23 protein-coding genes and 3 pseudogenes are annotated in these 24,298 nt (G+C 63.5%); 11 read left to right on the top strand and 15 right to left on the bottom strand.

The features are described from left to right. Positions 1 to 73 precede the first annotated feature (73 nt). The gene (locus tag NMG70_RS25975) at positions 74 to 715 is read left to right on the top strand and encodes an FMN-dependent NADH-azoreductase (protein WP_254027160.1); all 642 of its coding nucleotides are present in this window, start codon (positions 74 to 76) and stop codon (positions 713 to 715) included. A 94-nt stretch (positions 716 to 809) separates the two neighbouring features. Here NMG70_RS25975 and NMG70_RS25970 read toward each other — a convergent pair whose 3' ends face one another. The 7 genes from NMG70_RS25970 to NMG70_RS25940 all read right to left on the bottom strand — a co-directional run bounded on the left by NMG70_RS25970 (position 810) and on the right by NMG70_RS25940 (position 7,992). Then, positions 810 to 1,103 carry an HlyU family transcriptional regulator gene (locus tag NMG70_RS25970; RefSeq protein WP_065009209.1) on the bottom strand — a complete coding sequence of 98 codons (294 nt, stop codon included), beginning with the start codon at positions 1,101 to 1,103 and terminating at the stop codon, positions 810 to 812. Between the two features lie 106 nt (positions 1,104 to 1,209). Next, a complete protein-coding gene (locus NMG70_RS25965) occupies positions 1,210 to 1,881 on the bottom strand; it encodes a PadR family transcriptional regulator (protein WP_254027159.1) in 672 nt (223 codons plus the stop codon). Positions 1,882 to 2,001: 120 nt separating this feature from the next. Beyond that, on the bottom strand, positions 2,002 to 2,379 hold the full coding sequence (locus tag NMG70_RS25960; protein ID WP_254027158.1) for a thiol-disulfide oxidoreductase DCC family protein: 378 nt from the start codon (positions 2,377 to 2,379) through the stop codon (positions 2,002 to 2,004). A gap of 191 nt (positions 2,380 to 2,570) precedes the next feature. Then, positions 2,571 to 2,864, bottom strand: a complete 294-nt coding sequence (locus NMG70_RS25955; protein ID WP_254021178.1) for a GYD domain-containing protein — start codon at positions 2,862 to 2,864, stop codon at positions 2,571 to 2,573. A gap of 207 nt (positions 2,865 to 3,071) precedes the next feature. Beyond that, complete coding sequence (rpoD, locus tag NMG70_RS25950; protein ID WP_254027157.1) at positions 3,072 to 5,093, bottom strand: RNA polymerase sigma factor RpoD; 2,022 nt, start codon at positions 5,091 to 5,093, stop codon at positions 3,072 to 3,074. A gap of 385 nt (positions 5,094 to 5,478) precedes the next feature. Continuing rightward, positions 5,479 to 7,470, bottom strand: coding sequence for a DNA primase (gene dnaG / locus NMG70_RS25945; protein ID WP_254027156.1), 1,992 nt, complete (start codon positions 7,468 to 7,470; stop codon positions 5,479 to 5,481). A gap of 156 nt (positions 7,471 to 7,626) precedes the next feature. Then, positions 7,627 to 7,992 carry an RcnB family protein gene (locus NMG70_RS25940; protein WP_254027155.1) on the bottom strand — a complete coding sequence of 122 codons (366 nt, stop codon included), beginning with the start codon at positions 7,990 to 7,992 and terminating at the stop codon, positions 7,627 to 7,629. A gap of 388 nt (positions 7,993 to 8,380) precedes the next feature. Between NMG70_RS25940 and NMG70_RS25935 the strand changes: the two genes are divergently transcribed. From NMG70_RS25935 to NMG70_RS25925, 3 genes and pseudogenes are all read left to right on the top strand, one after another. Continuing rightward, positions 8,381 to 10,045, top strand: coding sequence for a Na/Pi cotransporter family protein (locus NMG70_RS25935; protein ID WP_254027154.1), 1,665 nt, complete (start codon positions 8,381 to 8,383; stop codon positions 10,043 to 10,045). Positions 10,046 to 10,200: 155 nt separating this feature from the next. Next, positions 10,201 to 11,382, top strand: coding sequence for an MFS transporter (locus NMG70_RS25930; RefSeq protein WP_254027153.1), 1,182 nt, complete (start codon positions 10,201 to 10,203; stop codon positions 11,380 to 11,382). 178 nt (positions 11,383 to 11,560) lie between these two features. Beyond that, positions 11,561 to 12,063 (top strand): annotated as a pseudogene (locus NMG70_RS25925) (DUF1801 domain-containing protein). A gap of 13 nt (positions 12,064 to 12,076) precedes the next feature. Here NMG70_RS25925 and NMG70_RS25920 read toward each other — a convergent pair. Continuing rightward, complete coding sequence (locus NMG70_RS25920) at positions 12,077 to 12,967, bottom strand: arginase family protein (RefSeq protein ID WP_254027152.1); 891 nt, start codon at positions 12,965 to 12,967, stop codon at positions 12,077 to 12,079. A 171-nt stretch (positions 12,968 to 13,138) separates the two neighbouring features. On the opposite strand from NMG70_RS25920, the gene NMG70_RS25915 reads away from it, so the two are divergent. Next, positions 13,139 to 13,594, top strand: coding sequence for a DUF1801 domain-containing protein (locus tag NMG70_RS25915; RefSeq protein ID WP_254027151.1), 456 nt, complete (start codon positions 13,139 to 13,141; stop codon positions 13,592 to 13,594). A gap of 83 nt (positions 13,595 to 13,677) precedes the next feature. On the opposite strand, the gene NMG70_RS25910 is transcribed toward NMG70_RS25915, so the two are convergent. Continuing rightward, positions 13,678 to 14,127 carry a GatB/YqeY domain-containing protein gene (locus tag NMG70_RS25910; protein ID WP_254027150.1) on the bottom strand — a complete coding sequence of 150 codons (450 nt, stop codon included), beginning with the start codon at positions 14,125 to 14,127 and terminating at the stop codon, positions 13,678 to 13,680. Positions 14,128 to 14,461: 334 nt separating this feature from the next. On the opposite strand from NMG70_RS25910, the gene carA reads away from it, so the two are divergent. Further along, entirely contained in the window at positions 14,462 to 15,679 is a 1,218-nt protein-coding gene (gene carA, locus NMG70_RS25905) for a glutamine-hydrolyzing carbamoyl-phosphate synthase small subunit (RefSeq protein ID WP_254027149.1), read from the top strand. Between the two features lies 1 nt (position 15,680). Here carA and NMG70_RS25900 read toward each other — a convergent pair whose 3' ends face one another. The 4 genes and pseudogenes from NMG70_RS25900 to NMG70_RS25885 all read right to left on the bottom strand — a co-directional run. Continuing rightward, positions 15,681 to 16,883 (bottom strand): TCR/Tet family MFS transporter, encoded by a 1,203-nt coding sequence (locus tag NMG70_RS25900; RefSeq protein ID WP_367185594.1) that lies wholly within the window; start codon positions 16,881 to 16,883, stop codon positions 15,681 to 15,683. A gap of 228 nt (positions 16,884 to 17,111) precedes the next feature. Continuing rightward, entirely contained in the window at positions 17,112 to 18,038 is a 927-nt protein-coding gene (gene ypfJ / locus NMG70_RS25895) for a KPN_02809 family neutral zinc metallopeptidase (RefSeq protein ID WP_254027147.1), read from the bottom strand. 202 nt (positions 18,039 to 18,240) lie between these two features. After that, complete coding sequence (locus NMG70_RS25890; RefSeq protein WP_077379834.1) at positions 18,241 to 18,429, bottom strand: hypothetical protein; 189 nt, start codon at positions 18,427 to 18,429, stop codon at positions 18,241 to 18,243. 81 nt (positions 18,430 to 18,510) lie between these two features. Further along, a pseudogene (locus NMG70_RS25885) lies at positions 18,511 to 18,661 on the bottom strand (manganese-binding transcriptional regulator MntR); the annotation flags it as partial. 82 nt (positions 18,662 to 18,743) lie between these two features. Between NMG70_RS25885 and NMG70_RS25880 the strand changes: the two are divergent. Continuing rightward, positions 18,744 to 19,583 carry a protein-L-isoaspartate O-methyltransferase family protein gene (locus tag NMG70_RS25880; RefSeq protein WP_254027146.1) on the top strand — a complete coding sequence of 280 codons (840 nt, stop codon included), beginning with the start codon at positions 18,744 to 18,746 and terminating at the stop codon, positions 19,581 to 19,583. Between the two features lie 147 nt (positions 19,584 to 19,730). After that, positions 19,731 to 20,384 carry a dihydrofolate reductase family protein gene (locus NMG70_RS25875; protein WP_254027145.1) on the top strand — a complete coding sequence of 218 codons (654 nt, stop codon included), beginning with the start codon at positions 19,731 to 19,733 and terminating at the stop codon, positions 20,382 to 20,384. 108 nt (positions 20,385 to 20,492) lie between these two features. Here NMG70_RS25875 and NMG70_RS25870 read toward each other — a convergent pair whose 3' ends face one another. Further along, the gene (locus NMG70_RS25870) at positions 20,493 to 21,671 is read right to left on the bottom strand and encodes an MFS transporter (protein WP_254027144.1); all 1,179 of its coding nucleotides are present in this window, start codon (positions 21,669 to 21,671) and stop codon (positions 20,493 to 20,495) included. A gap of 192 nt (positions 21,672 to 21,863) precedes the next feature. On the opposite strand from NMG70_RS25870, the gene NMG70_RS25865 reads away from it, so the two are divergent. After that, positions 21,864 to 22,220, top strand: coding sequence for an ArsR/SmtB family transcription factor (locus tag NMG70_RS25865; RefSeq protein WP_027151146.1), 357 nt, complete (start codon positions 21,864 to 21,866; stop codon positions 22,218 to 22,220). 71 nt (positions 22,221 to 22,291) lie between these two features. Next, positions 22,292 to 23,046, top strand: a pseudogene (locus NMG70_RS33055) (metallophosphoesterase family protein). A 95-nt stretch (positions 23,047 to 23,141) separates the two neighbouring features. Here the strand turns inward: NMG70_RS33055 and NMG70_RS25850 are convergent. Next, entirely contained in the window at positions 23,142 to 23,414 is a 273-nt protein-coding gene (locus tag NMG70_RS25850) for a hypothetical protein (protein ID WP_254027367.1), read from the bottom strand. Between the two features lie 55 nt (positions 23,415 to 23,469). On the opposite strand from NMG70_RS25850, the gene NMG70_RS25845 reads away from it, so the two are divergent. Beyond that, positions 23,470 to 24,240: an SH3 domain-containing protein gene (locus NMG70_RS25845; RefSeq protein WP_436798459.1), complete on the top strand. Its 771-nt coding sequence runs from the start codon at positions 23,470 to 23,472 to the stop codon at positions 24,238 to 24,240. Positions 24,241 to 24,298: the final 58 nt, after the last annotated feature.

The raw sequence follows: 24,298 nt of genomic DNA, 5'->3' as shown, positions 1-24,298 counted from the left end.
AATATACCAGTTTTTCAAATGGGCTGGCAGCCCCATATTTGCGGGACATTCAACTCATCCCTGGAGACCCGCCATGTCTATCCTTCTTGTCACATCGAGCCCGCGCGGCAATGCCTCGCACTCGACCCGTATCGCCACCGAGCTCGCCGAGAAACTGCTTGCCGCCGATCCCTCGGCCAAGCTTGTCGTCCGCGACCTCGTCGCCGACCCGCTGCCGCATATCGATCCCGATTATTCGACCGGCATCTATACGCCCGTCGAGGCCCGCACCCAGCGCCAGGCCGAGGTCGTCGGCGTTTCCGACGGCGTGTTGGATGAACTGTTTGCGGCAGACACCATCATCCTCGCCACCGGCTTCATCAATTTCGGCATCTCGTCGACCCTGAAATCCTGGGTCGATCACGTCGCCCGCTCCGGCAAGACTTTCGCTTATGGCGAGAATGGCCCGAAGGGCCTTGTCACCGGCAAGAAAGTTTACATCGTCCTTGCCTCGGGCGGCATCTATTCGGAGGGCGCTGCCGTGCAGATGGATCACGCCATCCCTTACCTGCGCAGCGTGCTTGGCTTCATCGGCATTGCCGATGTCGAAGTCATCCGCATCGAAGGCGTCGGCATGGGCCCCGAGGCCGTCACCGGCGCTCTGGCCAAGGCATCGGCCAAGGTGGATGCCTTGGTGGCCTCGACCGAAAGCAAACAGGCCGCGGCGGCGGCGTAGTCCACCAGCCGTCGGTAAATTAAAAGGCAGGCGCCTGATACGGCGCTTGCCCTATTTCGCTTTTAGGTAGATGTGCCGGAGACCGAACGGGGTCTCACCCGAACATCTTCTCGCCCTGCTCGTCGACCAGTTGAATGCCCTTTTTGATCGAGATGTCGACAGCGTCGTCGAGCCCGGCAAAACGATCGGCGCGGATAAATTTGTGCTCCTTCATCACGCCGTCGATCTCCTTGGAAACCACGCCGCAGGTCTGGTATTGGCCCTCCGCCTTGTAGGGCGTGGCGCTGATCAAAAATCCCTTGTGCTCGATCTGCTTTGCCGGTGCAGCACTCTTTGGTTCGCCCGCGTCACCGCCGCCACCGCCGAAAAGACGTTTCAGAAAAGACATGGGCGCGCCCTCCAACGGCAATCGTCCTGCATCAAATAGCGTGGTGCAGGATGATTTCACTAGCGGTCCTTAGGCAAACGGGCAAGGGCCGCATCCGGCCCGGACGTCAGTCGCGCGACAGCGCTTCTAGGGCTTCGGCCGCCCCTTTCAATATCGCGATCGCCTCGGCCTGTTTTTCAGCGGGCGCGTCGACGATGTCGTCGAGGGCTGCGCGCAGCCGGCGGCGCACGGCGCGGAATTCGTCGCGGCTTTCCGAACCGCCGCGGCCGCGCCGTCCGCCATCCTCGCCGTCGTCGTTCCAGCCGAACCAGTCGCGCGCCTTAGCCATCTTGCGGCCGAAACGCTCGAGATGATCGAGCACGTGGTCGATCATCTCGCGATTGTCATTGAGATGCGCCTGCCCTGCCTCGGTTATCGAAAACACCTTCTTGTTGCCTTCCGCCGACGAGACGGCATAGCCGGCCTCTTCCAGGAAGGTCAGCGTCGGATAGACCACGCCGGGACTGGGGCTGTAGACGCCGCTGGTGCGTTCCTCCAGCGCCTTGATGATGTCATAGCCGTGGCGCGGCGCCTCGGCCAGAAGCGACAGCGTGATCAGCTTGAGATCGCCGTCGGCCAGCATACGCCCGGCGCGGAACATGTCGCCCGGCCCGCCGCGCCCGCCGCCCCTCATGCCGTGGCCGAATGGGCCGAAGCCGCCGCCACGGCCGCCGAACCTGCCGGCCATATGCATGAAAACGCGCTCGGCATGCTTGCCGAAATGATGATGTCGGTGCATCGTCTGCTCCTTGAGATATGTCTTACGTTATATCTTAGCTAAGCGCGTAAAGCGATTGAGTCAAGATATATCTTACGATGTATCTGGTGCGCTGCATCGGCTTTGCGGACGAAATACCGGCTACCAGCGGCCCTTGCGCCGATTCCAGGCATAGAGAAGATCAGCGAAGCGATCATAGGCATAGCGCGTCAGCGGCAGCACGGCGCGGTTGCCGAACAGCGCCGCCAGCCAGCCCTCGCCCGGCGTTCTCAGCCAGACGGCAATTGCGACGTCGGCGCCGACCAGCAGCTTGCCGTCCGCGGTTGCGTGCAGCCGGCGGCGGATGTCGTCCAGCGACACGCCGTATCCGGCCAGCGCCGCCGGTTCGGCATTGATGTCGCGAAACGCGATTCGCCCGGCCTTGATCGCCTCGACCAGCCGCCGCTTCTGCCGGCTAATGCCGGCATCGCAAACCGGACAACGGGTATTGTACCAGATGGTCAGCAGGGGCTTGGGCATGTGTCTCGAGACGCGAGCTGAAGTGGCTGCGCTGACTATCAGGGAAATACCTTCGCCCCGCAACATTTCGGGCCAGCCACTTTCGGGCCAGACGCTTCCGGGCCAGCCACCTTCGGGCCAGATTGGCCGGGCGCCGTCAAGCGGCGCCTGACCGTCCGATGTCCGGCAGCTTGCGCGAGCCGCGCAACGCCTCAGCCGAGCGAGGCGACGATCTCGCGATAGGCCAATTCCGGGAAAGCCTTGAGCGTCCGCGTCCTCACGTTACCGCCTGTCGCCAGCATCAGCGAGAAACGAGCGAGCACCGCATCGTCGGGCGCTTCGACGACTGCCACCATATCGCATTCGCCCATGGTGAGATAAAAGGCCTTGAACGAGCCGCCCATGTCTCCCAGCAGCTTCTTGGCAGCATCGAGCCGCTTCGGCGACTCGCGCACATTTTTGGCGCCCTGCTCCGTCCAGTTGATCAGCACGATATAAGTTGTCATGCACACCTCCCTCCGGGGCCTCGGAGCACGGCGTCACTGCCGGGGCGGGCATCCGGGTTTGTCGCCCAGAAATTGCATCCGACACGCGATTATCCTCCCACAGCAGGTGTGCTGCAACAACAACCTCACCGTCGCCAGACCATCTCTGCGGCACGCACAAAAAAGGGCGCCGCAGCGCCCTTTAAATTGCTTATTCGTTGCCCGGCATCAGCTGTCGAGGAAGCTTCGCAGCTTGCGCGAGCGGCTCGGGTGCTTGAGTTTGCGCAGCGCCTTGGCTTCGATCTGGCGGATGCGCTCGCGGGTGACTGAGAACTGCTGGCCGACTTCCTCCAGCGTGTGGTCGGTGTTCATGCCGATGCCGAAACGCATTCTGAGCACGCGCTCTTCACGCGGGGTGAGCGAAGCAAGCACCCGCGTCGTCGTCTCGCGCAGATTGGCCTGGATCGCCGCGTCGATCGGCAGGATCGCCATCTTGTCCTCGATGAAATCGCCGAGATGCGAATCCTCCTCGTCACCGACCGGAGTTTCGAGCGAAATCGGCTCCTTGGCGATCTTCAGCACCTTGCGCACTTTTTCGAGTGGCATGGCGAGTTTTTCCGCCAGTTCCTCCGGCGTCGGCTCGCGGCCGATCTCGTGCAGCATCTGGCGCGAGGTGCGCACGATCTTGTTGATCGTCTCGATCATATGCACCGGAATGCGGATGGTGCGCGCCTGGTCGGCGATCGAGCGGGTGATCGCTTGCCGGATCCACCACGTCGCATAGGTCGAGAACTTGTAGCCGCGGCGGTATTCGAACTTATCGACCGCCTTCATCAGGCCGATATTGCCTTCCTGGATCAGGTCGAGGAATTGCAGGCCGCGATTGGTGTATTTCTTGGCGATGGAAATGACGAGGCGCAGATTGGCCTCGACCATTTCCTTCTTGGCGATCGCGGCTTCGCGCTCGCCCTTCTGCACCTGGTTGACGATCCTGCGGAATTCCTGGATCGAGATCGCCGTCTCGGTGGCGAGGTTCTGGATCTCGGCGCGCAGGTCGCGGATCGCGTCCTTTTCGTTCTTGGTGAATTCCTTCCAGCCGCGCGAGGTCAGATTGCCGATCGAGCGCGTCCAGTTCGGATCGAGCTCCGAGCCCTGGTACTCCTTCAGGAATTCCTCGCGGCGCACGCCATAGCTTTCGGCCAGCCGCAACAGCTTGCCTTCGTTCTGCACCAGGCGCTTGTTGATGTCGTAGAGCTGCTCGACCAGCGCCTCGATGCGCGCCGTGTTCAGGGATAGCGACTTCACCGCCTTGATCAGCTGGTCCTTCAGCTCCTTCAGCCGGCGGTCCTGGCTGGGCGACAGCGTGCCGGCGGCTGCCAGCCGGTTCTCGACCTGCTGGTCCTGCAGCTTGCGCAACTTCTTGTAGGTATCGGCGATGACGTCGAGCGTCTCCATCACCTGCGGGCGCAGCTCCGCTTCCATCGCCGCCAACGACAGGCTGGCTTCGTCCTCGTCTTCCTCGTCGTCATCAGTCAGACCGCGCGTGTCGCCGCCGACATTGGTGATGTCGTCCTCGTCCTCGCGCGAACGGCGCGGCTTGTCCTCGGTCTTGGCTTCCTCGATCCGCTCGACCACCGGCGCCTGCTTGGCCTCCGGTCCGGCATAGGTCGCTTCGAGGTCGATGATCTCGCGCAACAGGATCTTCGATTCGTTGAGCTCGTCACGCCAGATGATGATGGCCTGGAAGGTCAGCGGGCTTTCGCACAGGCCCGCGATCATCGTCTCACGGCCGGCCTCGATGCGCTTGGCGATCGCGATTTCGCCCTCGCGCGACAGAAGCTCGACTGAGCCCATTTCGCGCAGATACATGCGAACCGGATCGTCGGTACGATCGGTCGGCTCTTTCTTGGTGGTCGTCGCAGCAACGGCGGTACCGGTCTGCTCGGCCAGTTCGTTGGCGTCTTCCTCGGCGTCGGCAGCCGCATCGGCGGCTTCGGGCTCCTCGCCCTGCTCGTCATCCTCGACCACGTTGATGCCCATGTCGGAGAGCATGGCCATCGTGTCCTCGATCTGCTCGGAGGTCACTTCCTCCGAGGGCAGCACCGAATTCAGTTCGTCCATGGTGACATAGCCGCGCTTCTTGGCGGCCTTGATCATCTTCTTGACAGCATCGTCGGAAAGGTCGAGCAGAGGGCCATCGGTGGCGCCTTCACGTTCGGTCTCGACCTCTTCCTTTTCTTTTGTCGCCATTCTATATTTTCTCCAAGCGGCCGAGTATCTAGCCGCATAAGTATCAAGCCGCGTAAGCTGCCGTACCGGTTAAATCAGATGCGCTCGCGCTGGAACGCGCTTCCCCGGGCCAGTAACTGCATCTCTCGTTAAGTCCAGATTAACCCTGGTATCTGTGTCAGGCTGACTGCCTGTCCAGTGACCGGTACCTCACATCGCTGCATTTCCGTCGACGCCGGCGCGGGTTAACGTTTCGAATCGTCCTGATTCCGTTATTCTGCCAGAAGGTCAAGCGCCTCTCGCATGATTCGCATGAAAAAAGCGAATCATTTACCCGACTTAAAGCGCCGCGGCTGATTCGGCGCGCAAGCAGGGTCTGCACTTTCACTCTTTCGTAAGCTTCGACCTACACCCGCCCAGCCCGGCCCGATGACACGCCGAACCCTTCGATCAGCGCTTCCGTTGCTTGCACATCACGAAATTGCGCCTGGATCTCCACGAGATGCCGGTAATTTTCGTCCGTGGGATCGCTGGCGAGCGCCGCTTCTGCCTGTTTCAGCTCCTTATGTAAGGTGCGCGCGCTGCGCTGCAAGTGGAGCGCCTGGCTGAAGGCGTCGCGGGCATCGTCAAGTCCGGCTGTTTCCAGCGCCGGCCATTGCCGCGCCCGTTTGATCAGCGCCACCACGCGTGCCCAGATCTCGCCGCAACCGGCCCGTTCGATCGTCGCGATCACCGCGTTGCGGTCGTTGGCCATGTCATGCGCCATCGCATCGAGGATCGCGGCATGCAGCCGCTTCAGATCGGTGTTGGCGAGGTCGAGAAACTCGACATGCGCGAAATTCTCATCGATCAGCGCCGGATGATTGACAAGAGCTGCGATGATCGTCGCCTCGCGCACCGACATCCCCTCGCTGCCGCGTTTGACCAGCGCCGAGCGGCCAAGGCTTTCGGTGATCGCGGTGCGTCCGCCGGCATTGCCGCCGCGTGCGAACTGTCCGCCGGGAGTTGAGCCCTTGCCCTGAAAGCGCCCGCCGGGCCGCCCATCCTGGCGCCCCCCTTGATAAGCTTGGCGCGCGCTGCGCTGGGCGCCGAAAAAGCTTAGCACCCGCTCGCGCATTTCCTGTTGGTAGTGATAGCGCAAGCTCTCGTCGCGGATGCGGCTGGTCAGTTCGCGCAGCGTCTTTTCCAGTGCCGCCCGCCGTTCCGGCGTGTCGAAGATTCCGCCGGCCGTTTCGCGCATCCACAAAAGGTCGGCGAGCGGCCGCGCCTCGGAAAGCACGGCGCGAAACGCGTGCGGCCCTTCGGCCTTGACCAGATCGTCGGGGTCCTTGCCTTCGGGCAGAAGCGCAAAGCGCACCGATCGGCCTGCCTGGACCGCCGGCAGCGCCATGTCGGCGGCGCGCCATGCCGCCTTCAGTCCGGCCTGGTCGCCATCAAAGCACAGCACCGGCTCGCCGGCCATCCGCCACAGGAGTTCGAGCTGGTTTTCGGTCAGCGCGGTGCCGAGCGGCGCCACGACATTCTCGAAACCGGCCTGCGCCAGCGCGATCACGTCCATATAGCCCTCGACGGCGATCACCGTGCCGCCCTTGGCCAGCGCCCCCTTTCCCAGTGTCCCCTTTCCCAGTACTTGGCGCGCGCGGGCGAAATTGTAGAGCACATTGCCCTTGTGGAAGAGCTCGGTGTCGGGCGAATTCATGTATTTGGCAAGCGCATCGGCTGCCAGCGCCCGCCCGCCAAAAGCGATTATCTTGCCTCTGGAATCCGGGATCGGGAACATGATGCGGTCGCGGAACCAATCGTAGGAAACCGGAACGTCGTCGCCATGGCGCACCAGCCCGCATGCCTCGATATCGGCCTTGGGCACGCCCTTGGCGGCAAGATGCTCCTTCAGCGCGTTGCGGCTGTCCGGGGCATAGCCGAGCCGGAACGATTGCTGCGTCGCCGGCGTCAGCCCGCGGTCGCGCAGATAGGCGCGGGCTTTTGCACCTTCTGGTCCCTGCAGCCGCTCCTGGAAGAAGGCGGTCGCCATTTCCATGATTTCGGTCAGGCTGGCGCGTTCCTTTTCGCGCCGTTCCTCCTCGGCATCGCGAACCGGCATCGGCACCCCGGCCATATCGGCGATCTTCTCGACCGCTTCGGGAAAGCTCATCCCGTCGAGTTCGGTGAGGAATTTGAAGTGATCGCCCGAAACCGAGCAGCCGAAGCAATGGTAGCGGCCCTTCTTGTCCTCGCAGTGGAAGGACGGGCTCTTCTCGCCATGGAAGGGACAGCACGCCCAATAGTCGCCGCGCGGCGCGTTGGTTTTCTTCCTGTCCCACGCAACGCGCTGGCCGATCACCGATGAAATCGGCACGCGGTCGCGTATCTCGTCGAGGAAGGCAGGTGGAAAGCGCATCGGGAACGGCTCGTTTGCCCTCCATATAATCACGCCGGCGAAACCCGACGACTCCTAAAGCGGAACATACCCGGTTTTCACAGGGCAAAAAGGAAGGCGGCCTTTGCAAGCCGCCTTCCTTCTTATCCGGCATTGCGCAGGTCGACGTTTTGACGGTCAGTGCGCGGCAATCGCGCCGAAGATGATGCCGGACACGACGCTGACCAAGAGATAGTCGTTGCCGACGCGGATCCATTCCTGGCCACGGCCCGGACGACGCAGGCCATAGTGGCGATAGTCGCGGATCGGCTGGTGGCGCTTCCAGCTCGAATATTTCTGGCCGTTGCGCCAATGGTTCCTCGTCACCACGACTTTCTTTTTCACCACGATGCGCTTCTTCACGTGCCTGTCCGGCTTCTTCCAGTCGACCTGGCTATAGGTCGACTGCGGTGCATTCGGCGCGTTCAACGGCGCTGCCTGGCCCTGCAGGGACGTCGCAGCCAGCATCGTTACGGCGACTGCGGAAAGAATGATACGTTTCATGACGGGTACTCCTTGGTTGTCGATGCCCAAGCAATAGAGTCCGAAGAATGAACCGAAACTGAACACGCGGATTACGTTTTTGTAATGATTTCACATATTTATAACAGCTAATTCAACACTCACCTCAGACCTGATCTGAAAGGGCCGTCGGCACTCGACCGCGCGACCATCCAGAAGCCGGCCGGCAATGCAACCATTTTGCGATCCATCCATTTCCGACACGCCCTATCGCGCACCAACAGCCGGCCGAATTGGGCAAAATTTATTATCCGGCTAAAAGGAATCGGAGTAGTATCGACCTTTGCAATGTCCTTGATTCGCCCCCTCTTTTGCCTCTTTGCCGTGACGGCTCCCGTATCGCTGGCGCCTGTCGGAATGCGAGCCTGACATGAGCGGTTCGGTCGTTCTGCTGCATCTTGCCGGCGCGGTGGCGCTGATGCTGTTTGCCACCCGCTTGGTGAAGACAGGTGTCGAGCGCGCCTATGGCGATGTGCTGCGCCACAAGCTGCGCGCGACCATGCGCAATCCTTTCATGGCGGTTCTGGCCGGCTGCGCCCTGGCGATCTCCCTGCAAAGCTCCACCGCCGTCACCTTGCTGGTCGGCTCCTTCGCCGGCGCCGGCATCGTCAGCGGCATATCGGGCCAGCTTGCCGTGCGCGGCGCCGAGATCGGCTCGGCGCTGGTGGTCAAGCTGCTCACCTTCGACCTATCGCTGCTGGTGCCGGTCTGTCTTGTCGCCGGCACCGTCATGTTCATGGCCACCGAGCGGCGCGACTGGCGCCAGTTCGGCCGCATCCTGGTCGGCATCGGCCTGCTGGTGTTGTCGCTGGAAATGGTCGGCCAAGCCTCGGAGCCGCTGCGCCAGAGCACACTAATGCCGGTCGTCGTCGATTACTTCTCCAGCGATCCGGTCACCGCCTATCTGCTGGCGGCGCTGGTCACCTGGCTGTTCCATTCCTCGATCGCCGCGGTCCTTTTGATGGTGACGCTCGCCGGCCGCGGCTTCATCCCGCCCGAACTCGGCATCGTGCTGGTGCTCGGCGTCAATCTGGGCTCGTCGATCATCGCGCCGCTGCTCACCCGCAATGCGGAGCCGGGCGTGCGTGTCGTACCGATCGGCAATCTCCTGATGCGCGGCATGGGCTCGCTGGCCATGCTGATCCTGTTCCTGTGGTTGAAGCCGCCGGTCGCCTTAATCGGCGCCGCCGTGCCCGACCAGATCGTCAACGCCCATATCCTCTTCAACGTCCTGATCCTGGTCGCCGGCCTGCCACTGGCCGGCCTCGTCTACCGCGTTTCGGAAAAGATCGTGGCGCTCGGCACCAAACCGGCGCCGGCAGAAGCGCTCGACGTCGTCGAGTTGTCCGCGCTCAACGACAGCGCCCTCGACGTGCCGAGCCAGGCGCTGGCCAACGCCACCCGCGAGGTGGTGCGGGTCTGCGAGACGGTCGAGATCATGCTGAAGCGCATCATCGAGCTCTATGAGAGCGCCGACGCCGACAAGATCAAGGCGCTGGCCGCGCTCGACGACCGCGTCGACAAGAAGCATGCGTCGATAAAGCTCTATCTGGCCAAGGTCACCAGGAACCCGCTGAGCGAGGACGAGGCGCTGCGCTGCCAGGAGTTGATCGGCGCCTGCGTCAAGCTCGAACAGGTCGGCGACATCATCGTGCGCAACATGCTGGTGCATGTCAGGAAGAAGCTCGAGCGCGGGCTGGAGTTCACGCCCGAGGGCTGGCGGGAGCTATGCGGCTTCCACGCTTCGGTGCTCGCCAACGCACGGCTTGCCTTCAACGTGCTGGTCTCGCGCGATCCGGAGACCGCCCGCCAGCTGGTGCTGGAAAAGGATCGGCTGCGCGACCGCGAGAAGGAGACCAGCGCCAGCCATTTCGTGCGGCTGCGCGATGGCACCGCCAAGAGCGTCGAGACCAGCTCCATCCATCTCGACACTATCCGCGACCTGAAGCAGATCAATTCGCTGCTCGCCTCAATGGCCTACCCCGTGCTCGAGGAACGCGGCCTGCTCACCGGCTCGCGGCTGAAGGCCGGGTGATCCTTGTCCTCTCCCACAACAAAGGGGGGGGGGAAGAAAAAACCGCCTCATCAGCCCGATCAAGAAAACCTGAAGCGGCGTCGACAATTTCTGGATTGCCCGCCGCTCTCGTTCGTGATTTGAGCCATCTCATTCAAGGACCGCCCTTCCGCGCCATGCTTCCCCTCATCGCCCTGTTCATCGCTGCGTTCGCATTCGGCACCACCGAGTTCGTCATCGCCGGCGTGCTGCCGCAGGTGGCGGACGGCCTTGGCGTCTCCATCCCAACCGCCGGCTACCTCGTCTCCGGCTATGCCGGCGGCATCGCGATCGGCGGACCGCTGCTGACGCTCGCCACCAAGACGCTTTCCCGCAAGGCGTTGCTGCTTGGCCTTGCCGCAGCCTTCACCATCGGCCAGGCCGCCTGCGCCCTTGCACCCGACTTCGCCTCCATGTTGCTGCTGCGGATTGCGGTAGCCGTGGCGCACGGCGCCTATTTCGGCATCGCAATGGTGGTTGCGGTCGGCCTGGTCCGCCAGGATCAGCGTGGAATGGCCGTTGCGCTCATCCTGTCGGGTCTCACGGTCTCCAATGTCATCGGCGTGCCGGCCGGCACGTCGATCGGCAATATCTGGGGGTGGCGCGCGACATTCTGGGTGATGTGCGCGCTTGGCATGGTTTCCATCGCCGCCATGGCCACCCTCCTGCCGCGCAAGACGGGATCGTCGCGCCAGTCCGTCAGTTTTGGCAGCGAGGTTCGCGTCCTCGCACGCCAGCAGGTCTGGACGTCGCTGATCCTCATGCTGATGCTGATGATCGGCCAGTTCGCCCTGTTCACCTACATCACGCCGACGATGCTTGAAGTCACCGGCGTCGACGAGGACCTGGTGCCCTGGGTGCTGCTGCTCAACGGTGTCGGCGCGACGATCGGTGTCTTCCTTGGCGGGCGGCTCGCCGACTGGAAACTGATGCCGTCACTCATCACCATGCTTTTCATGCAGGCGGTGACACTTGCCGTCATTTACGCCGTCAGCCCGTACCCGGTGCCGATGGTGGTGGCGATCTTTATCTGGGGCGGTCTCAGCTTTGCCATCGGCACCCCGATCCAGACCCGTATCCTGACCTGGACGGCGGATGCCTCCAATCTCGCCTCTTCGCTCATCCCGGCCGGCTTCAATGTCGGCATCGCGCTGGCCGCCTCGCTCGGCGCCGCCATGCTCAACGCCGGCTATGGCTATCGCAGCCTGCCGGTGGTTGGCGCAATAGCCATGCTGGTCGCCGTGGCGGTCGCGCTTGCCTCGCATATCTGGGAGTGGCGCCGAAACACGATGCCGCCGTTGCCGGCCGCTGCCGAATAGTCGGCTGCGCCGGCAGGCATCCGGGTCGCCTCCGCGACGTCTGCCCTTTGGAGGAGAAGCCTCCACCCGTGCGCCTATTGGGTGACGGAGATGGACAAGATTCCGAAGTTGATCTTCAGGGGCGGCTTTCTAAAATCAAATGTCATCGATTGGGTCCACCTACTTTGGAGTGAACACAATGGCCGACCACAGGTCCGAGAAGTCGGCTAAGGCCGCCGCCAAGCGGGTCGCGGCAAACAAACCGCGCAAGGCGACGGCAAAGCCGCAGTCCGGCAAGGAAGCGAAGCCGGCACTCCTCGCAGGCGGCAACCCCAGATCGCGAAGGCTGAAGGCGACGCTCCGGTGCAGGCCTACATCGCGGCCATGCCGGGCTGGAAAAGCGATGTCGGACGGCGTCTCGACGCAATCATCGTGCGCACTGTCCCCAGCGTGCACAAGGCCGTCAAATGGAACTCGCCATTTTACGGCATCGAGGGCCAGGGCTGGTTCCTGTCGTTCCATGTCTTCACCCGCTACGTCAAAGTGACCTTCTTCCGGGGCACGTCACTGCGTCCTGTGCCTCCCGGCGAATCCAAACACAAGGAAGTGCGCTACCTCGACATTTGTGAGGACCAGCTCGACGAAGCTCAGTTTGCCGCCTGGGTGAAGCAAGCCAGCCAATTGCCCGGCGAACGAATGTGAGACGCATCGCGAATTAGCCAAGGGCGTCCGCAAGCACCTCATTCAAGCGGGCGAACGCGGCGGGCTCGTCTGGCGCATGAGCCGGATTAACTTCCGTGATGGTCAGGCCGCGCCACTGCGGCAGGGCGGTTAACTGCTTTAGCACGAAGGCTGCCTGCTCCAGCTTGAGACCATCGCAACGGCGCACATTCTCGGCGATCGGAAAATCGATAAAGGAGAGTGCGTCGACGTCGAAGTGAATGAGCACGCAGTCAAAGCGCGCCGCCCATTCGGCCGCGCGCGCCGCCGCTGCCTCGATATCACTCAAAGCTTCCTCACGCGATATGACCTTGATCGCGTGATCTCTGATCGCGGTGGCTTCGGGCGGAGTGATGTTCTCGACGCCGAAATAGAGAAGCTGCTGAGGCACGAGCATCGGACGCGCTGGGCCGAGCGTAGCGAGTGAAGGCTCGCACCCGGGAATATCGAGCAGATGAGCGACACCGGTCCAGTCCAGCGCGCCGTCGCTCGTGTCAGGTGTGTTGAGATCGGCGTCGAAGTCTATGTAGATGAGTCCGATCCGCGCGCCGGCCGCGTTCGCTCCGGCGACCGTTCCCAGCTCCACAGTACAATCGCCGCCCAAAACAAGCACGTCCTCCTGCGCTGCGATCGCCGTCGCCACTTCGCTTGCGACCAAGTTACAGACGTGGCGCACGGCCTCCAGGTTCATGGCCTGCGGCCGCGAGCGATCCGGTCGCCACCGGAACGATGCAACATCGCCGTGATCCCTGATGGTTCTGCCTCGGCTCGCAAGCGCCTCTGCGAGCCCATGTCGCCGAAAGGCGGCGGGGGCTTGCTCCTGCCCTGGCGAATAGGCGCCGGCGCTGGTGGCGGCGCCGACAATGTTCAACAAACGCGCCGCCAAATCGAAGCTCCGTTTTTCGTATGATCCTCGTTGCAAAACGGGTCTGGAGCGACGAAGGTTCCTCCTCGATGTCGAGAGTTTGTCGAACGCGCCGGAACGGCAAATGGCTTGCCCATCGATGCCGTCGTGAGACGCCAAACGCCGACGTGCACAAAGCCACTGGGACCAATCATGACCAAAGCGACAACAGCCATGAAGAAGAGCGGCTCGAAGGAGGGAGAAGGAGGAGACACTCCCTCTCAGTTGATAGATGCGAGAATCAACGAGTTGAGCGATTGGCGGGGCGAGATGCTCGCTCGGATCCGAACCCTCATCAAGCAGGCCGATCCCGAAGTGGTCGAGGAGTGGAAGTGGAGAGGGGTTCCGGTGTGGGAGCACGCCGGAATTATCTGCACCGGTGAGACGTACAAGGATGTCGTCAAGATGACCTTCGCCAAGGGCGCCACGCTGGAGGACCCATCTGGCCTCTTCAACTCCAGCCTCGAAGGCAACACCAGGCGCGCCATCGATATCCATGAGGGAGACACGATCGATGAAGAGGCGCTGAAGGCGCTCATTCGCGCCGCCGTGGCACTGAACCTGTCGGTGCGAGCTACACCGCGCTCTCAGAAACCAAAGTGCGCTTGAGGATCATCCACAACCGGCCAGCGCTGGCTCCTCGCGGTGGCCTCTTTCGAGGCCTTTGAGCATGGCTGCAGCGGGAAAAATCCCTACTGCAGCAGTCCCTTGACGATGCCGCTCGCCCTGGAAAAATCCATCTGGCCGGCGTATTTCTCCTTGAGTGCGGTCATCACCTTGCCCATGTCCTTGACGCCGCTGGCGCCGGTCTCGGCGATGGCGGCGCGGATCGCTGTTTCGGTCTCGGCCTGCCCCAGTTGTGTCGGCAGGAAATCGCGGATGATGGCCATCTCGTCGCGCTCCTGCGCGGCAAGCTCCGGCCGTTTGCCGTCGTCGAAAGCCTTGGCCGACTCTTCGCGCTGCTTCACCATCTTGGCCAGTATCTGCAGGATCTCGTCGTCGCTGGCCGGCTCCTTGCCGGCGCCGCGATTGGCGATGTCGCGGTCGTGAATGGCCGCCTGGATCAGCCGCAGTGTCGGCAGCCGACGCTTGTCCTGCGCCTTCATCGCGCTCTTCAGGGATTCGGCGATTTTGCCGCGCATGATGCTTTCTCCTTCGAATGCGACGGACAATAGCCGTACCGAATGCCCAAGGCAAATTCGACGCCACCCGGCAAACCGCTGATATTGCTCGACGAAATAAATCGCGCCTGCGGGCGTGGCATCATTGACCGCTCTGGCGCCTTCCCCTATGTACTGGGCCTTGCATGAACTGAATTCTAGTGCACGTCGCCCAAAAGCGCGTAGCGGTTTTGGGACAACGATGTGCACACACGAAAAGCTTGCGCCCGCTGGCTGCGAAGTCGCCGCTGCGCGCGGTTTGCTGCGCAGAATGGTTCGCTGGACCGATTGAAGGCGCAGCCTTTAGGAGTGCCGCATGGCAACGATGACCGCCACGTCAACCCCCCCTTGGGCCACCGAGAAGCCGACCGCCTTGCTGGTGCTGGCCGACGGCACCGTCATCGAGGGCCACGGCCTTGGCGCCGCTGGCTCCGCCGTCGCCGAGGTTTGCTTCAACACCGCGCTGACAGGCTATCAGGAAATCCTCACCGACCCGTCCTATGCCGGCCAGATCGTCACCTTCACCTTTCCGCATATCGGCAATATCGGCACCAATGACGAGGACATCGAGGATCTGAACCCGGTCGCGCGAGCCGGCGCCGTCGGCGCCGTGTTCAAGGCCGACGTCACCAATCCGTCCAGCTATCGCGCCGCTTCTGGTCTCGACCAATGGCTAAAGAAACGTGGCATCGTGGCGCTTTCGGGCATCGACACCCGCGCGCTGACCGCGCTGATCCGTGAAAAGGGCATGCCCAACGCCGTCATCGCGCACGCGCCCGACGGCATTTTCGACATCGACGATCTGAAGCGCCGCGCCGCCGCCTGGTCCGGCCTGATCGGGCTTGACCTAGCCAAGGACGTCACTTCTGGCCAGTCCTCGGTCTGGCGCGAGACGCCCTGGGTCTGGAACGAGGGTTTTGGCGAACAGACCGATCCGTCCATGCATGTCGTCGCCATCGACTACGGCGTAAAGCGCAACATATTGCGCCTGCTTGCCGGCCTGGGCGCCAAGGTCACCGTGGTGCCGGCCAAAACCGGCGCCGAGGAGGTCCTCGCCATGCGGCCCGACGGCATCTTTCTCTCCAACGGTCCCGGTGATCCGGAAGCCACCGGCGACTATGCCGTTCCGGTCATCCGGGACCTGCTGAAGACCGACATCCCGGTCTTCGGCATCTGCCTCGGCCACCAGATGCTGGCGCTGGCGCTCGGCGGCAAAACCGCCAAAATGCATCAGGGCCATCACGGCGCCAACCATCCGGTCAAGGATCACACTACCGGCAAGGTCGAGATCGTCTCGATGAACCACGGCTTTGCCGTCGACGCCGACTCATTGCCGAGCGGCGTCGAAGAAACCCACGTCTCGCTGTTCGACGGCTCGAACTGCGGCATCACACTGACAGGCAGGCCTGTGTTCTCGGTCCAGCATCATCCCGAAGCCTCGCCGGGCCCGCAGGATTCGCACTATCTGTTCCGCCGCTTCGTCAATCTCATCCGCGAAAAGCGCGGCGAGCCGGCGCTGGCGGAGCGCGCCTGATTCAGGTTCGCACCGTCGCGGTCGTGACGTCTTTCACCGCGACCGGTCTTTCGACCCTGAGCACAAACGCGATCAGCGACAAAGCAAGAAAAATGCCGCCGAGCACAAAGGGCGCGCCGCCGAACGTCACCGGCGCGCTCGGCCCGGTGAACCAGGCGAAGATTCCCGTATAAAGCAGCGGCGTGATGATGCTGGTGATCGAAAACACGCTCGTCATCGCACCTTGCAATTCGCCTTGCGCGGAGGGCGGCACCTTGGCCGCCGCCAGGCTCCGCAGCGGCGGGTCGGCCAGCGCCTCGAGGCAGGTCGCCACGATCACCGCATAGATCATCCAGCCCTTCCACGCCGCGGCATAGCCGAAGGCGGCGAGCGCGGTAAAAGCAAGGCCGATCGCGGCGGTCCGCCATTCGCCGAGCCGTGGGATGACGCGCGGCAGGACAAAACCCATCACCAGTGCCCCGCCAAGGCCGAAGACGCCGAGTGAGAAGCCGATCTGCTGCTCGCTCCAGCCGTAGCGGTAACTGCCGACGAACGACCACACGGCAGGGTACATCATGTGACCGAGCGTCATCAGGAAGAACACCAGCCCGATCCAGCCGATCCCCTTGTAATTTCGCATCTGCTTCAGGGCGCCGAGAGGATTGGCGCGGCGCCATTCGAAGCGGCGCCGGTGATGCTGCTCCAGCGTTTCCGGCAGGAAGAACCAGCCGACGATGAAGTTGATCAGAGCAAGCACCGCCGCGCCCCAGAACGGCACGCGCGGCCCGAATTCGCCGAGCAACCCGCCCAGCACCGGGCCGATGACGAAACCGACGCCGAAGGCGATGCCAAGCAGGCCGAAATTCTTCGCCCTGTTCTCGTCGGTGCTGACATCGGCGATGAAGGCGGAGGCTGTCGAATAGCTGGCGCCGCTGATGCCGGCCAGCACCCGGCCGATGAACAGGACCCAATAGGACCAGGCCACCGCGCAGATCAGATTGTCGATGGCGAAGGTCAGCACCGAGGCCAGCAGGATCGGACGACGGCCGAAGCGGTCGCTGAGATTGCCGACCAGCGGGGCGAACAGGAACTGCATGGCCGCATAGACGAAGAACAGCCAGCCGCCTTCGATCGCCGCTTCGCTGACACCGACGCCGGTCAGCTCCTGCAGATAGGCCGGCAGCACCGGCATGATGATGCCGATGCCGGTGATGTCGAGCAGCAGCGTGGTGAAAACAAGCGCAAGGCCCCGCCTGGGTTCTGGCTTCGATCATGACGGTATCGACTCCTGGAGCCGCCTCGCAGCAAAGGCGGAAGGGCCATTTAGAGGCGAGTCAGCCACACAGAACAATAAGGGAACGCGTCAGGAAATTTGATCCTGACATCAACTGTCGACATGAATGCGGCTGCATCGCGGCCGCTTTCAACGCCATTCAACGAGAGTCCAACCACCTCAGATCGGGGTGTTGAACGTATCGCAGTCCGAGAGCTTGCCGCTCCTGTAGCCGCGCGCCAGCCAGGTCTGACGCTGCTCCGAGGTACCATGGTTGAAGCTTTCCGGCACGACATAGCCCTGCGTCTTCTTCTGCATCGTGTCGTCGCCGATCTGCTGGGCGGCGTTTAGCGCCTCGTCCATGTCGCCCTGTTCCAGAATGCCTTTCTGCCCGGTGAAATGCGCCCAGACGCCGGCGAAGCAGTCCGCCTGGAGCTCGACCTGCACCGACATGTGGTTGGCCTCGGCCTCGCCCATCTGCTGGCGCATCTGGTTGAACTTGGGCAGGATACCGGTGAGGTTCTGCACATGATGGCCGACCTCATGCGCGATCACATAGGCCTGGGCAAAATCGCCCGAAGCGCCGAATTGCTGGTCGAGCTGCTGGAAGAAGGTGGTGTCGAGATAGACCTTGCGGTCGCCGGGGCAGTAGAACGGGCCGGCCGCGGAAGAGGCGAAGCCGCAAGCCGAACGGATTTGCCCGCTGAACAGGACCAGCTTGGGGTCTTCGTATGTCAGGCCCTCGGCCTGGAAAATGCCGCTCCAGGTGTCCTCGGTCTCGGCCAGCACCGTCGAGACGAACTGCTTCATCTCGTCGGAGGCCGGCGCACCGGTGCCCTCCCCGCTGTTGTCGGTGATCTGACCGCCGCCGCCCGGCGCCAAGCCGCCACCGCCGGCCAGGATCTGCAGAGGGTCGATGCCGATGGCCTTCAGGCCGAAATAGAGGACCACGAGAATGATGATGGTCGACAGCGACATTCCGCCGCCGGAACGGCCGCCGATCGGGATGCGGAGACGGCCGGGGCCGCCGCGCGGCAGGTTGAACCCGCCGCCCTGGCCGCGTTGGTCCTCCACGTTGTCACTCTGACGACGACCCTTCCAGAGCATGGCGACTCTCCGCGACGCGCGTATCGGTAACCTGCCGATCTCATGGCCCGATCCGACCCAACAAACAATTATCCCAATGGTTGCGCCAAGTCACAGTATTTTTCGCATGAAGGGGCCGCCGGCTCTGGGGTCAGTCCATGGATGACACCCACGGCTGAGAGCCCTGCCCGCTTTTTCTGGTCTTGGACTTGTCGGGTCACGCTCAGATCTTCTGCTTGGTGCCCGCGCTCTTGCCGTCCGAGCTTTTCGAGCGCTCGTCGAAGCGGGCCGCGCCCTTCTTGAGCGGGCGTCCAGTATCCGCTTCGGTCTTGCGTTCGTCCTTCGCCGCAGCCTGCTTCAATCCCTTGGCCGCTTGCTTGCCTTTCGCTGTCGGTGCCTGTTCAACGCCCATAGTATCCTCCTCGGTCTCGCGCCAATTGCTGGCACCATCTCAAACGCAGCGGCAACGCGGCGGTTCCGGCAGGACTGCCGGCCGCGTCAGCATCTTGGCCCCCGTCGGCTGGGCGACGCCGAGCCGCGCAGCGATGTCGACCTGGCGGGCCTCGTTGCCGTCCTCGATCAGGTCGGCGATAAGCTCGACATAATCTTACTAGCGCACTGCGCCGCGCTTCGCCGCTTCGGCGGAGCGTTTTCTCGGCCATGCATTGAGTGTGTTCGTTGGGCGAGCGCGACAATTCGGCCAATCGCGCTATTTTCTCACGCGACATGACCAGAATTGCCGAAGCCCGAAAATTCTACGCACGACTGATGGCTGCCAATGCAGGTTCGGCCGATCCGCGTCTCGAAGACGTGTTCGCCGCGGTGCCGCGCGAAGCTTTTCTCGGGCCCGGGCCGTGGACGGTCGTCGCCGGCAACGGCAAGGTAGAAACGCCGAGCGCCGATCCTGTTCACATCTATCAGAACGTGCTGGTGTCACTCGACGCCGAAAAGGGAATCAACAATGGCGAGCCGTTCCTGCATGCCATGTGGATCGGCAAGGTGGCGCCAAAACCCGGCGAGGCCGTCACTCATGTCGGCGCCGGCAGCGGCTATTACACAGCTCTGCTGGCAAAACTGGTTTCGCCGGGCGGCGCAGTCACCGCCTTTGAACTGGATTCCAGTCTCGCCGACCGTGCGAGCAAGAATCTCGAAGCCTATGGCAATGTGACCGCCATCCATGGCGATGCGGTCGTCGGCGGCCTGCCACCGTCCGACATCATCTATGTCAATGCCGGCGTTGCGGCACCCCCAGCCGAATGGCTGAAGGCGCTGAAGCCCGGCGGCCGCATGGTCTTTCCGTGGCGTCCGGCCGAGCGCATTGGCCTCGCGGTGATGGTGACGCGCACGGACAAGGGGTTTGCCTGCGATCCGTTCATGCGATCATGGTTTATCCCTTGCATCGGCGCCTCGGCGGCAACCCCCTCGACGAAAATCCACCGCGACAAGGCGGCACGCAGCCGCAAGATCTGGCTGACGGCCGACAAGGCACCGGACCGCACCGCCACCGCCGTCATCGGCGACGTCTGGTTCTCGTCGCAAGATGTTGGCGGCAGGCGGTCGCAATGACATCGCCGCGGCGAGGCGTCCCGTGCTTGCCGCTCGACATGCGCCGGAGCCCAGAAATTTTCCGGCCCTCTCGGACCGGCGTCCGCTCGCACGTCCTTTGGCCGAAATCCGGCACCGACGGCACAGATAGTGAAAAGGGAGAATCCAATGAGGAAGATCATCACTGCGACATTCGTCAGCCTCGACGGCGTCATGCAGGCGCCTGGCGGGCCGGAAGAAGACCCGGTCGGCGGCTTCGAATTCGGTGGCTGGACGTTCCATTACTGGGATGACGTCGGGGGCGCCTTCATCGGTGAGATCTTCGCAAAACCCTTCGCGCTGCTCCTCGGCCGCAAGACCTACGACATCTTCGCCGCGCATTGGCCCTACCAGGAGAGCAGTCAGATCGCCGACCGTTTTAACGCCGTCACCAAATATGTGGCCACCCACCGGCCCGATACGCTGTCGTGGCAAAACAGCCAATCGCTTGGCGACGCCGTCGTGGCCACCCTGCGCCGGCTCAAGCAGGAGGACGGCCCCGACCTGCTCATCCAGGGTTCGAGCGAGCTGATCCAGACCTTGCTCGCCAACGACCTGATCGACGAGATCAGCCTGCTGACCTTCCCGCTGGTGCTGGGCAAGGGCAAGCGGCTGTTTGGCAGCGGCGCAATCCCGGCGGCTTTCAAGCTGAACCGTTCACAGGCATCGACCACCGGGGTCATCATAGCGAGCTATGAACGCGCCGGTGAGATCAAGACTGGATCCTTCGCCCAGCAACAGCCATCCGAAGCGGAGATCGAGAGGCGCCGGACCTGGAAGTAGTGTGGGGAGGACCTGGGTTCCTAGCTCCGCTAGATGTGCGTGGGGAGAGGAACCCAAATTCTGCCCGGCAGCGCGATGAGGACAGCGCCACGCTTCTGCGATCTCCCTTTACTCCGCCGGCATGGCCACCGCCCGGGCGGCCCGGTGGCCGGCCAGCATGACGCCAAGACCCAGGATCGGGAACACCGCTGCGACCAGGCCGAGATCAGCCGGCGCGCCATAGCGCAGCACCGCGCCGCCAACGACGGCGCCCAGCGCCACGCCGAGATAGAGCGCCGAACCGTTGAGCGACAGCACGATGGGCGCTGCGTCGGGCGCCAGCCTGATGATGCGGCTGGCCTGCGCCGGCGGGAAGGCCCAGCCGACGATGCCCCACGGCACCATCATGGCCATCAGCGCCGGCCCGGCGATGCTGTGCGGCAGGAAGGCCGGGATGACCGAAAGCATCACCAGCATGACCGCACTCAGCGCCAGCGACCAGCTGACGGTGCGCGTCGCACCGAAGCGGTCGGCAGCCTGCCCGCCGGCGATGTTGCCGATGACGGCGCCGACACCGAACGCAAGCAGCATGCCGGGCAGCGCGATCGGGCTCAAGCCGCCGCCTTCGATGGCTAGCGGCGCGACAAAGGCAAAGACAGTGAAGGCGCCGGTGAGCGCCAAAAGTGTAGTCAGCAGGATCGATGGCACGCCGGGGCGAAGCGTTGCGGCCAGCCGCTGCCTGAGCGGCAGTTTGGTGCCGATGATGCCGCGCGGCAGCCGGTACCACAGGATTGCGCCGGCCAGTGCGCCGAGCCCGGCGATGGCAAAGAACGTGCCGCGCCAACCCGCAACCGTCGCGACAAGCGCGCCGAGCGGTGCGCCGACCGCCACCGCGACCGTGGTGCCGCCGACGACGACCGCAATGGCGCGGGCGCGGTGATGATCATCGACAAGCGCCACGGCCGTCCCCTGCGCCGTCGCCGCAAACAGGCCGGACGACAGCGCCATGATGATGCGCGCGATCAGCAGCAGTTCGAAGGAGGAACTGAGCGCCGCCGCCAGGTTGCCCAGCACGAAAAACACCAGCGTCCACAAGATGACGCGTCGCCGGTCCCATTCGCCGGTCAGCGTCGCCAGGATCGGTGTGCCGAGCGCATAGGCGAGCGCGAAGGCGGTGATCAGCGCGCCGGCGAGTGGAACCGAGATGCCGGCATCTCCCGCGATGTCGGGCAGCAGGCTGGAGATGACGAAGCCTTCGGTCGCGATCGTAAACGACCCGAGCGCAAGCCAGAAGAGGCGCGTGTCCATAGTGAAATCCTTAGTTCAAAAGTTATTGAACAATTGTACGTAATGAGGCATGGTGTCAATGAGGCCAGCCGAGAATAGCCGAACCCTGCTGACAGCTCTATGTCAGGACAAGGTAGCGGGAGGTGGAAACTGCGGGCATCCACCAAAAGGAGATGCGTTGAAATCGGCCCCGATTACGCTTAGTTCTCCGGCATGACGCTGCCCCACCCCACCGCCGACCAGATCAGCCTGCCGAACGTGCTTGCCGTGCTCGGCGATCCCACCCGGCTGGCCATCGTGCGCTATCTCGCCAGCAAGGAAGGCGTGCCGCTGAATTGCAGCCAGTTCCTCGATCTCGGCTCAAAAACCAATCTCAGTTACCACCTGGCCAAATTGCGCGAGGCCGGCGTCACCCGAACCGAGGTCGTCGGCACCAGCCGGCTGATCACGCTGCGCCGCGACGATCTCAATGCCCGCTTTCCGGGCCTGCTCGATAGCGTCATTGCCGCTGCCGTCGACGACCCAGCTCTGCCCGCGGTCGGCGCCTCCGAGATCGAAGTCCGCGCATAGCCTTGCAGGAATTGGGTCCTGCCAGGTCCGCCCTTCCCGACCAGTCATTCGTGGACCCAACGGAGCTTCCCATGCGCATTGCCGTTCTCGCCGATATCCACGGCAATGTCCTCGCCCTGGACGCCGTGCTCGACGATCTGCGGCAGCGCGGCGGCGCCGATCTTGTAGTCAATCTCGGTGATTGCGTCTCCGGCCCGCTCTGGCCGCGCGAAACCATGGAGCGGCTTGAAGCGCTCGCCCTGCCGACGGTGCGCGGCAACCACGACCGCCGCGTCGCCCGCGACACCCCGATGCCATGTGGCCGTCCGACCGATATGCGCAGGAACGGCTGACATCGGCCCAGCGCGAGGCACTGTTGACCTTGCCGCTCACGCTGGAGATCGCCCCAGCCGTGACCGCCTTTCATGCCCGACCCGACCATGACGAAAAATACCTGACCGATACAATGACCGACGGCCGGCTGGCGCGCGCGCCGCTGGTCGCCATCAAGCGGCGGCTGGCCGCGCTCGATCCGGCTTGCCGCATCGTGCTGTGTGGCCACAGCCACCGCAGCGAACTGATCCGTATCCCGGACGGCCCGGTGGTCTTCAATCCGGGCAGCATCGGCTGCCCCGCTTATGGCGACGACACGCCACCGGCGCATGTCTCCGAGCAAGGCTCTCCGCATGCACGCTACGGCATCGTCGAACTGGGTGAGCCGGGCCGCCCCGACCGCTTCGAAGCCATCGCCGTCGACTATGACCATGAGGCGGCAGCACGGCAGGCCGAGCAGGCAGGACGGCCGGAATGGGCCTACGCGCTGCGCACCGGATTTATGCCAGGCTGAACGAGGCACGAGTTCATGCCGCCCGGCTGAACGCAACGCATTCATGTCCGGCTGCCCGCAACGCGTTCATGCCTCAGGCTGAGCGAGGTACGAGCTCATGCCCGGCTGAGCTTGCGCATGCCGTGGACCGAACACCATTCCCCAGCCGCATTTTCCGGCTTACATAGCGCCATGTCGTCGCTTATAAAATCGTCCTGGAATGCGGTGGCGATTCGGTGCCTGGCCGCGCCTTCGGAAATGCTTCTATCGCCCACGGCCAAAATGATGAGGCGCACAGTTACGCTCCGGACGACGCTGCTGATTGCCGCCCCTCTCCTGCTGACGGCGCTGCTGCCGGCCAGGGCCGAGGAAGCGCCGTTCGTCTCCATCGTGACCGACCTCGCTCCGGGCGATCTCCTGAACGTCCGCGCCACGGCATCGGCGATGGGCAAGATCAAGGCTCGGCTGCCGAATGGCACGAGCGTCAACAATCTCGGCTGCAACGACGTCAATGGCTATCGTTGGTGCAAGGTCGCAGAAATTGACAACCCGCAACTGGCGGGATGGGCTCCCGCGCGCTACCTGAACCCCGAGAATCCGGCGGCCGTTACGGATGCGGATATCGAAGCGACCGGCGAAAGCACGGCCGCTGCAGCCGAGGCCTCGAACCCGGCAACTGCAGATCAGCCGCCGCCGGACCTGACGGCGCGCCTGGACGCGACCGGTCGCGAAGCCACGGTGACTGCCGTTGAGGCAATCGGCAGGGCGGCCATCGAGGATGCTTACCGCCTGGCGCTTGCTGCCAGCGAAAATCCTTCGGCCGGCGAGACGCAGGCGCCCGCGGCAGCGGACAAGCCCATCCGCAAGCGCGCCGCCAATGCGGCGCCTCCGGCCAACGCGCAAACCGTCGCGCGGCTGCAGCCCCCAGGCAGGCCCGCGCCGGCCCTGGGTGCCCGCAACGAGATTCCTTGCGCGCGCCATGTCGGCCAGCCGATGACCAGCTGCAAGGCAGGCGTTGTCCGCACGGGCGACAAAGCCGAGGTCACCGTGACCTGGCCCGATGGCGGCACCCGCGTCATCAGCTTCCAGGCCGGTCGGCCCGCCGGCTCGAACGCATCAGGTGAATTCCGCTACACCCGCGAGGGCAGCCTGAACATGATCCGTGTCGGCGTTTCCGAGCGCTTCGAGATCACGGATCAGTGGTTAGGGGAATAAGGCAGTAGGGGAGTAGGGGAATATGTTTAAGGGGCGCTCGAACCGGCCCTACTGCCCT

It is taken from the genome of Mesorhizobium ventifaucium, assembly GCF_935822925.1.
In the GTDB taxonomy this organism is placed as follows: domain Bacteria; phylum Pseudomonadota; class Alphaproteobacteria; order Rhizobiales; family Rhizobiaceae; genus Mesorhizobium; species Mesorhizobium ventifaucium.
Note: the sequence above shows the minus strand (reverse complement) of the source record. Positions and strands in the feature narration are given on the sequence as shown.

Bases quoted from the DNA above. Each gene is read 5' to 3' on its own strand.
- NMG70_RS25975 (WP_254027160.1), top strand. From the start codon at position 74: ATGTCTATCCTTCTTGTCACATCGAGCCCGCGCGGCAATGCCTCGCAC.
- NMG70_RS25970 (WP_065009209.1), bottom strand. From the start codon at position 1,103: ATGTCTTTTCTGAAACGTCTTTTCGGCGGTGGCGGCGGTGACGCGGGC.
- NMG70_RS25965 (WP_254027159.1), bottom strand. From the start codon at position 1,881: ATGCACCGACATCATCATTTCGGCAAGCATGCCGAGCGCGTTTTCATG.
- NMG70_RS25960 (WP_254027158.1), bottom strand. From the start codon at position 2,379: ATGCCCAAGCCCCTGCTGACCATCTGGTACAATACCCGTTGTCCGGTT.
- NMG70_RS25955 (WP_254021178.1), bottom strand. From the start codon at position 2,864: ATGACAACTTATATCGTGCTGATCAACTGGACGGAGCAGGGCGCCAAA.
- rpoD (WP_254027157.1), bottom strand. From the start codon at position 5,093: ATGGCGACAAAAGAAAAGGAAGAGGTCGAGACCGAACGTGAAGGCGCC.
- dnaG (WP_254027156.1), bottom strand. From the start codon at position 7,470: ATGCGCTTTCCACCTGCCTTCCTCGACGAGATACGCGACCGCGTGCCG.
- NMG70_RS25940 (WP_254027155.1), bottom strand. From the start codon at position 7,992: ATGAAACGTATCATTCTTTCCGCAGTCGCCGTAACGATGCTGGCTGCG.
- NMG70_RS25935 (WP_254027154.1), top strand. From the start codon at position 8,381: ATGAGCGGTTCGGTCGTTCTGCTGCATCTTGCCGGCGCGGTGGCGCTG.
- NMG70_RS25930 (WP_254027153.1), top strand. From the start codon at position 10,201: ATGCTTCCCCTCATCGCCCTGTTCATCGCTGCGTTCGCATTCGGCACC.
- NMG70_RS25915 (WP_254027151.1), top strand. From the start codon at position 13,139: ATGACCAAAGCGACAACAGCCATGAAGAAGAGCGGCTCGAAGGAGGGA.
- NMG70_RS25910 (WP_254027150.1), bottom strand. From the start codon at position 14,127: ATGCGCGGCAAAATCGCCGAATCCCTGAAGAGCGCGATGAAGGCGCAG.
- carA (WP_254027149.1), top strand. From the start codon at position 14,462: ATGGCAACGATGACCGCCACGTCAACCCCCCCTTGGGCCACCGAGAAG.
- ypfJ (WP_254027147.1), bottom strand. From the start codon at position 18,038: ATGCTCTGGAAGGGTCGTCGTCAGAGTGACAACGTGGAGGACCAACGC.
- NMG70_RS25890 (WP_077379834.1), bottom strand. From the start codon at position 18,429: ATGGGCGTTGAACAGGCACCGACAGCGAAAGGCAAGCAAGCGGCCAAG.
- NMG70_RS25880 (WP_254027146.1), top strand. From the start codon at position 18,744: ATGACCAGAATTGCCGAAGCCCGAAAATTCTACGCACGACTGATGGCT.
- NMG70_RS25875 (WP_254027145.1), top strand. From the start codon at position 19,731: ATGAGGAAGATCATCACTGCGACATTCGTCAGCCTCGACGGCGTCATG.
- NMG70_RS25870 (WP_254027144.1), bottom strand. From the start codon at position 21,671: ATGGACACGCGCCTCTTCTGGCTTGCGCTCGGGTCGTTTACGATCGCG.
- NMG70_RS25865 (WP_027151146.1), top strand. From the start codon at position 21,864: ATGACGCTGCCCCACCCCACCGCCGACCAGATCAGCCTGCCGAACGTG.
- NMG70_RS25850 (WP_254027367.1), bottom strand. From the start codon at position 23,414: ATGGAGACGAACGGCGCTTCCTCGGCCCTGGCCGGCAGCAGCGCCGTC.
- NMG70_RS25845 (WP_436798459.1), top strand. From the start codon at position 23,470: ATGGGCAAGATCAAGGCTCGGCTGCCGAATGGCACGAGCGTCAACAAT.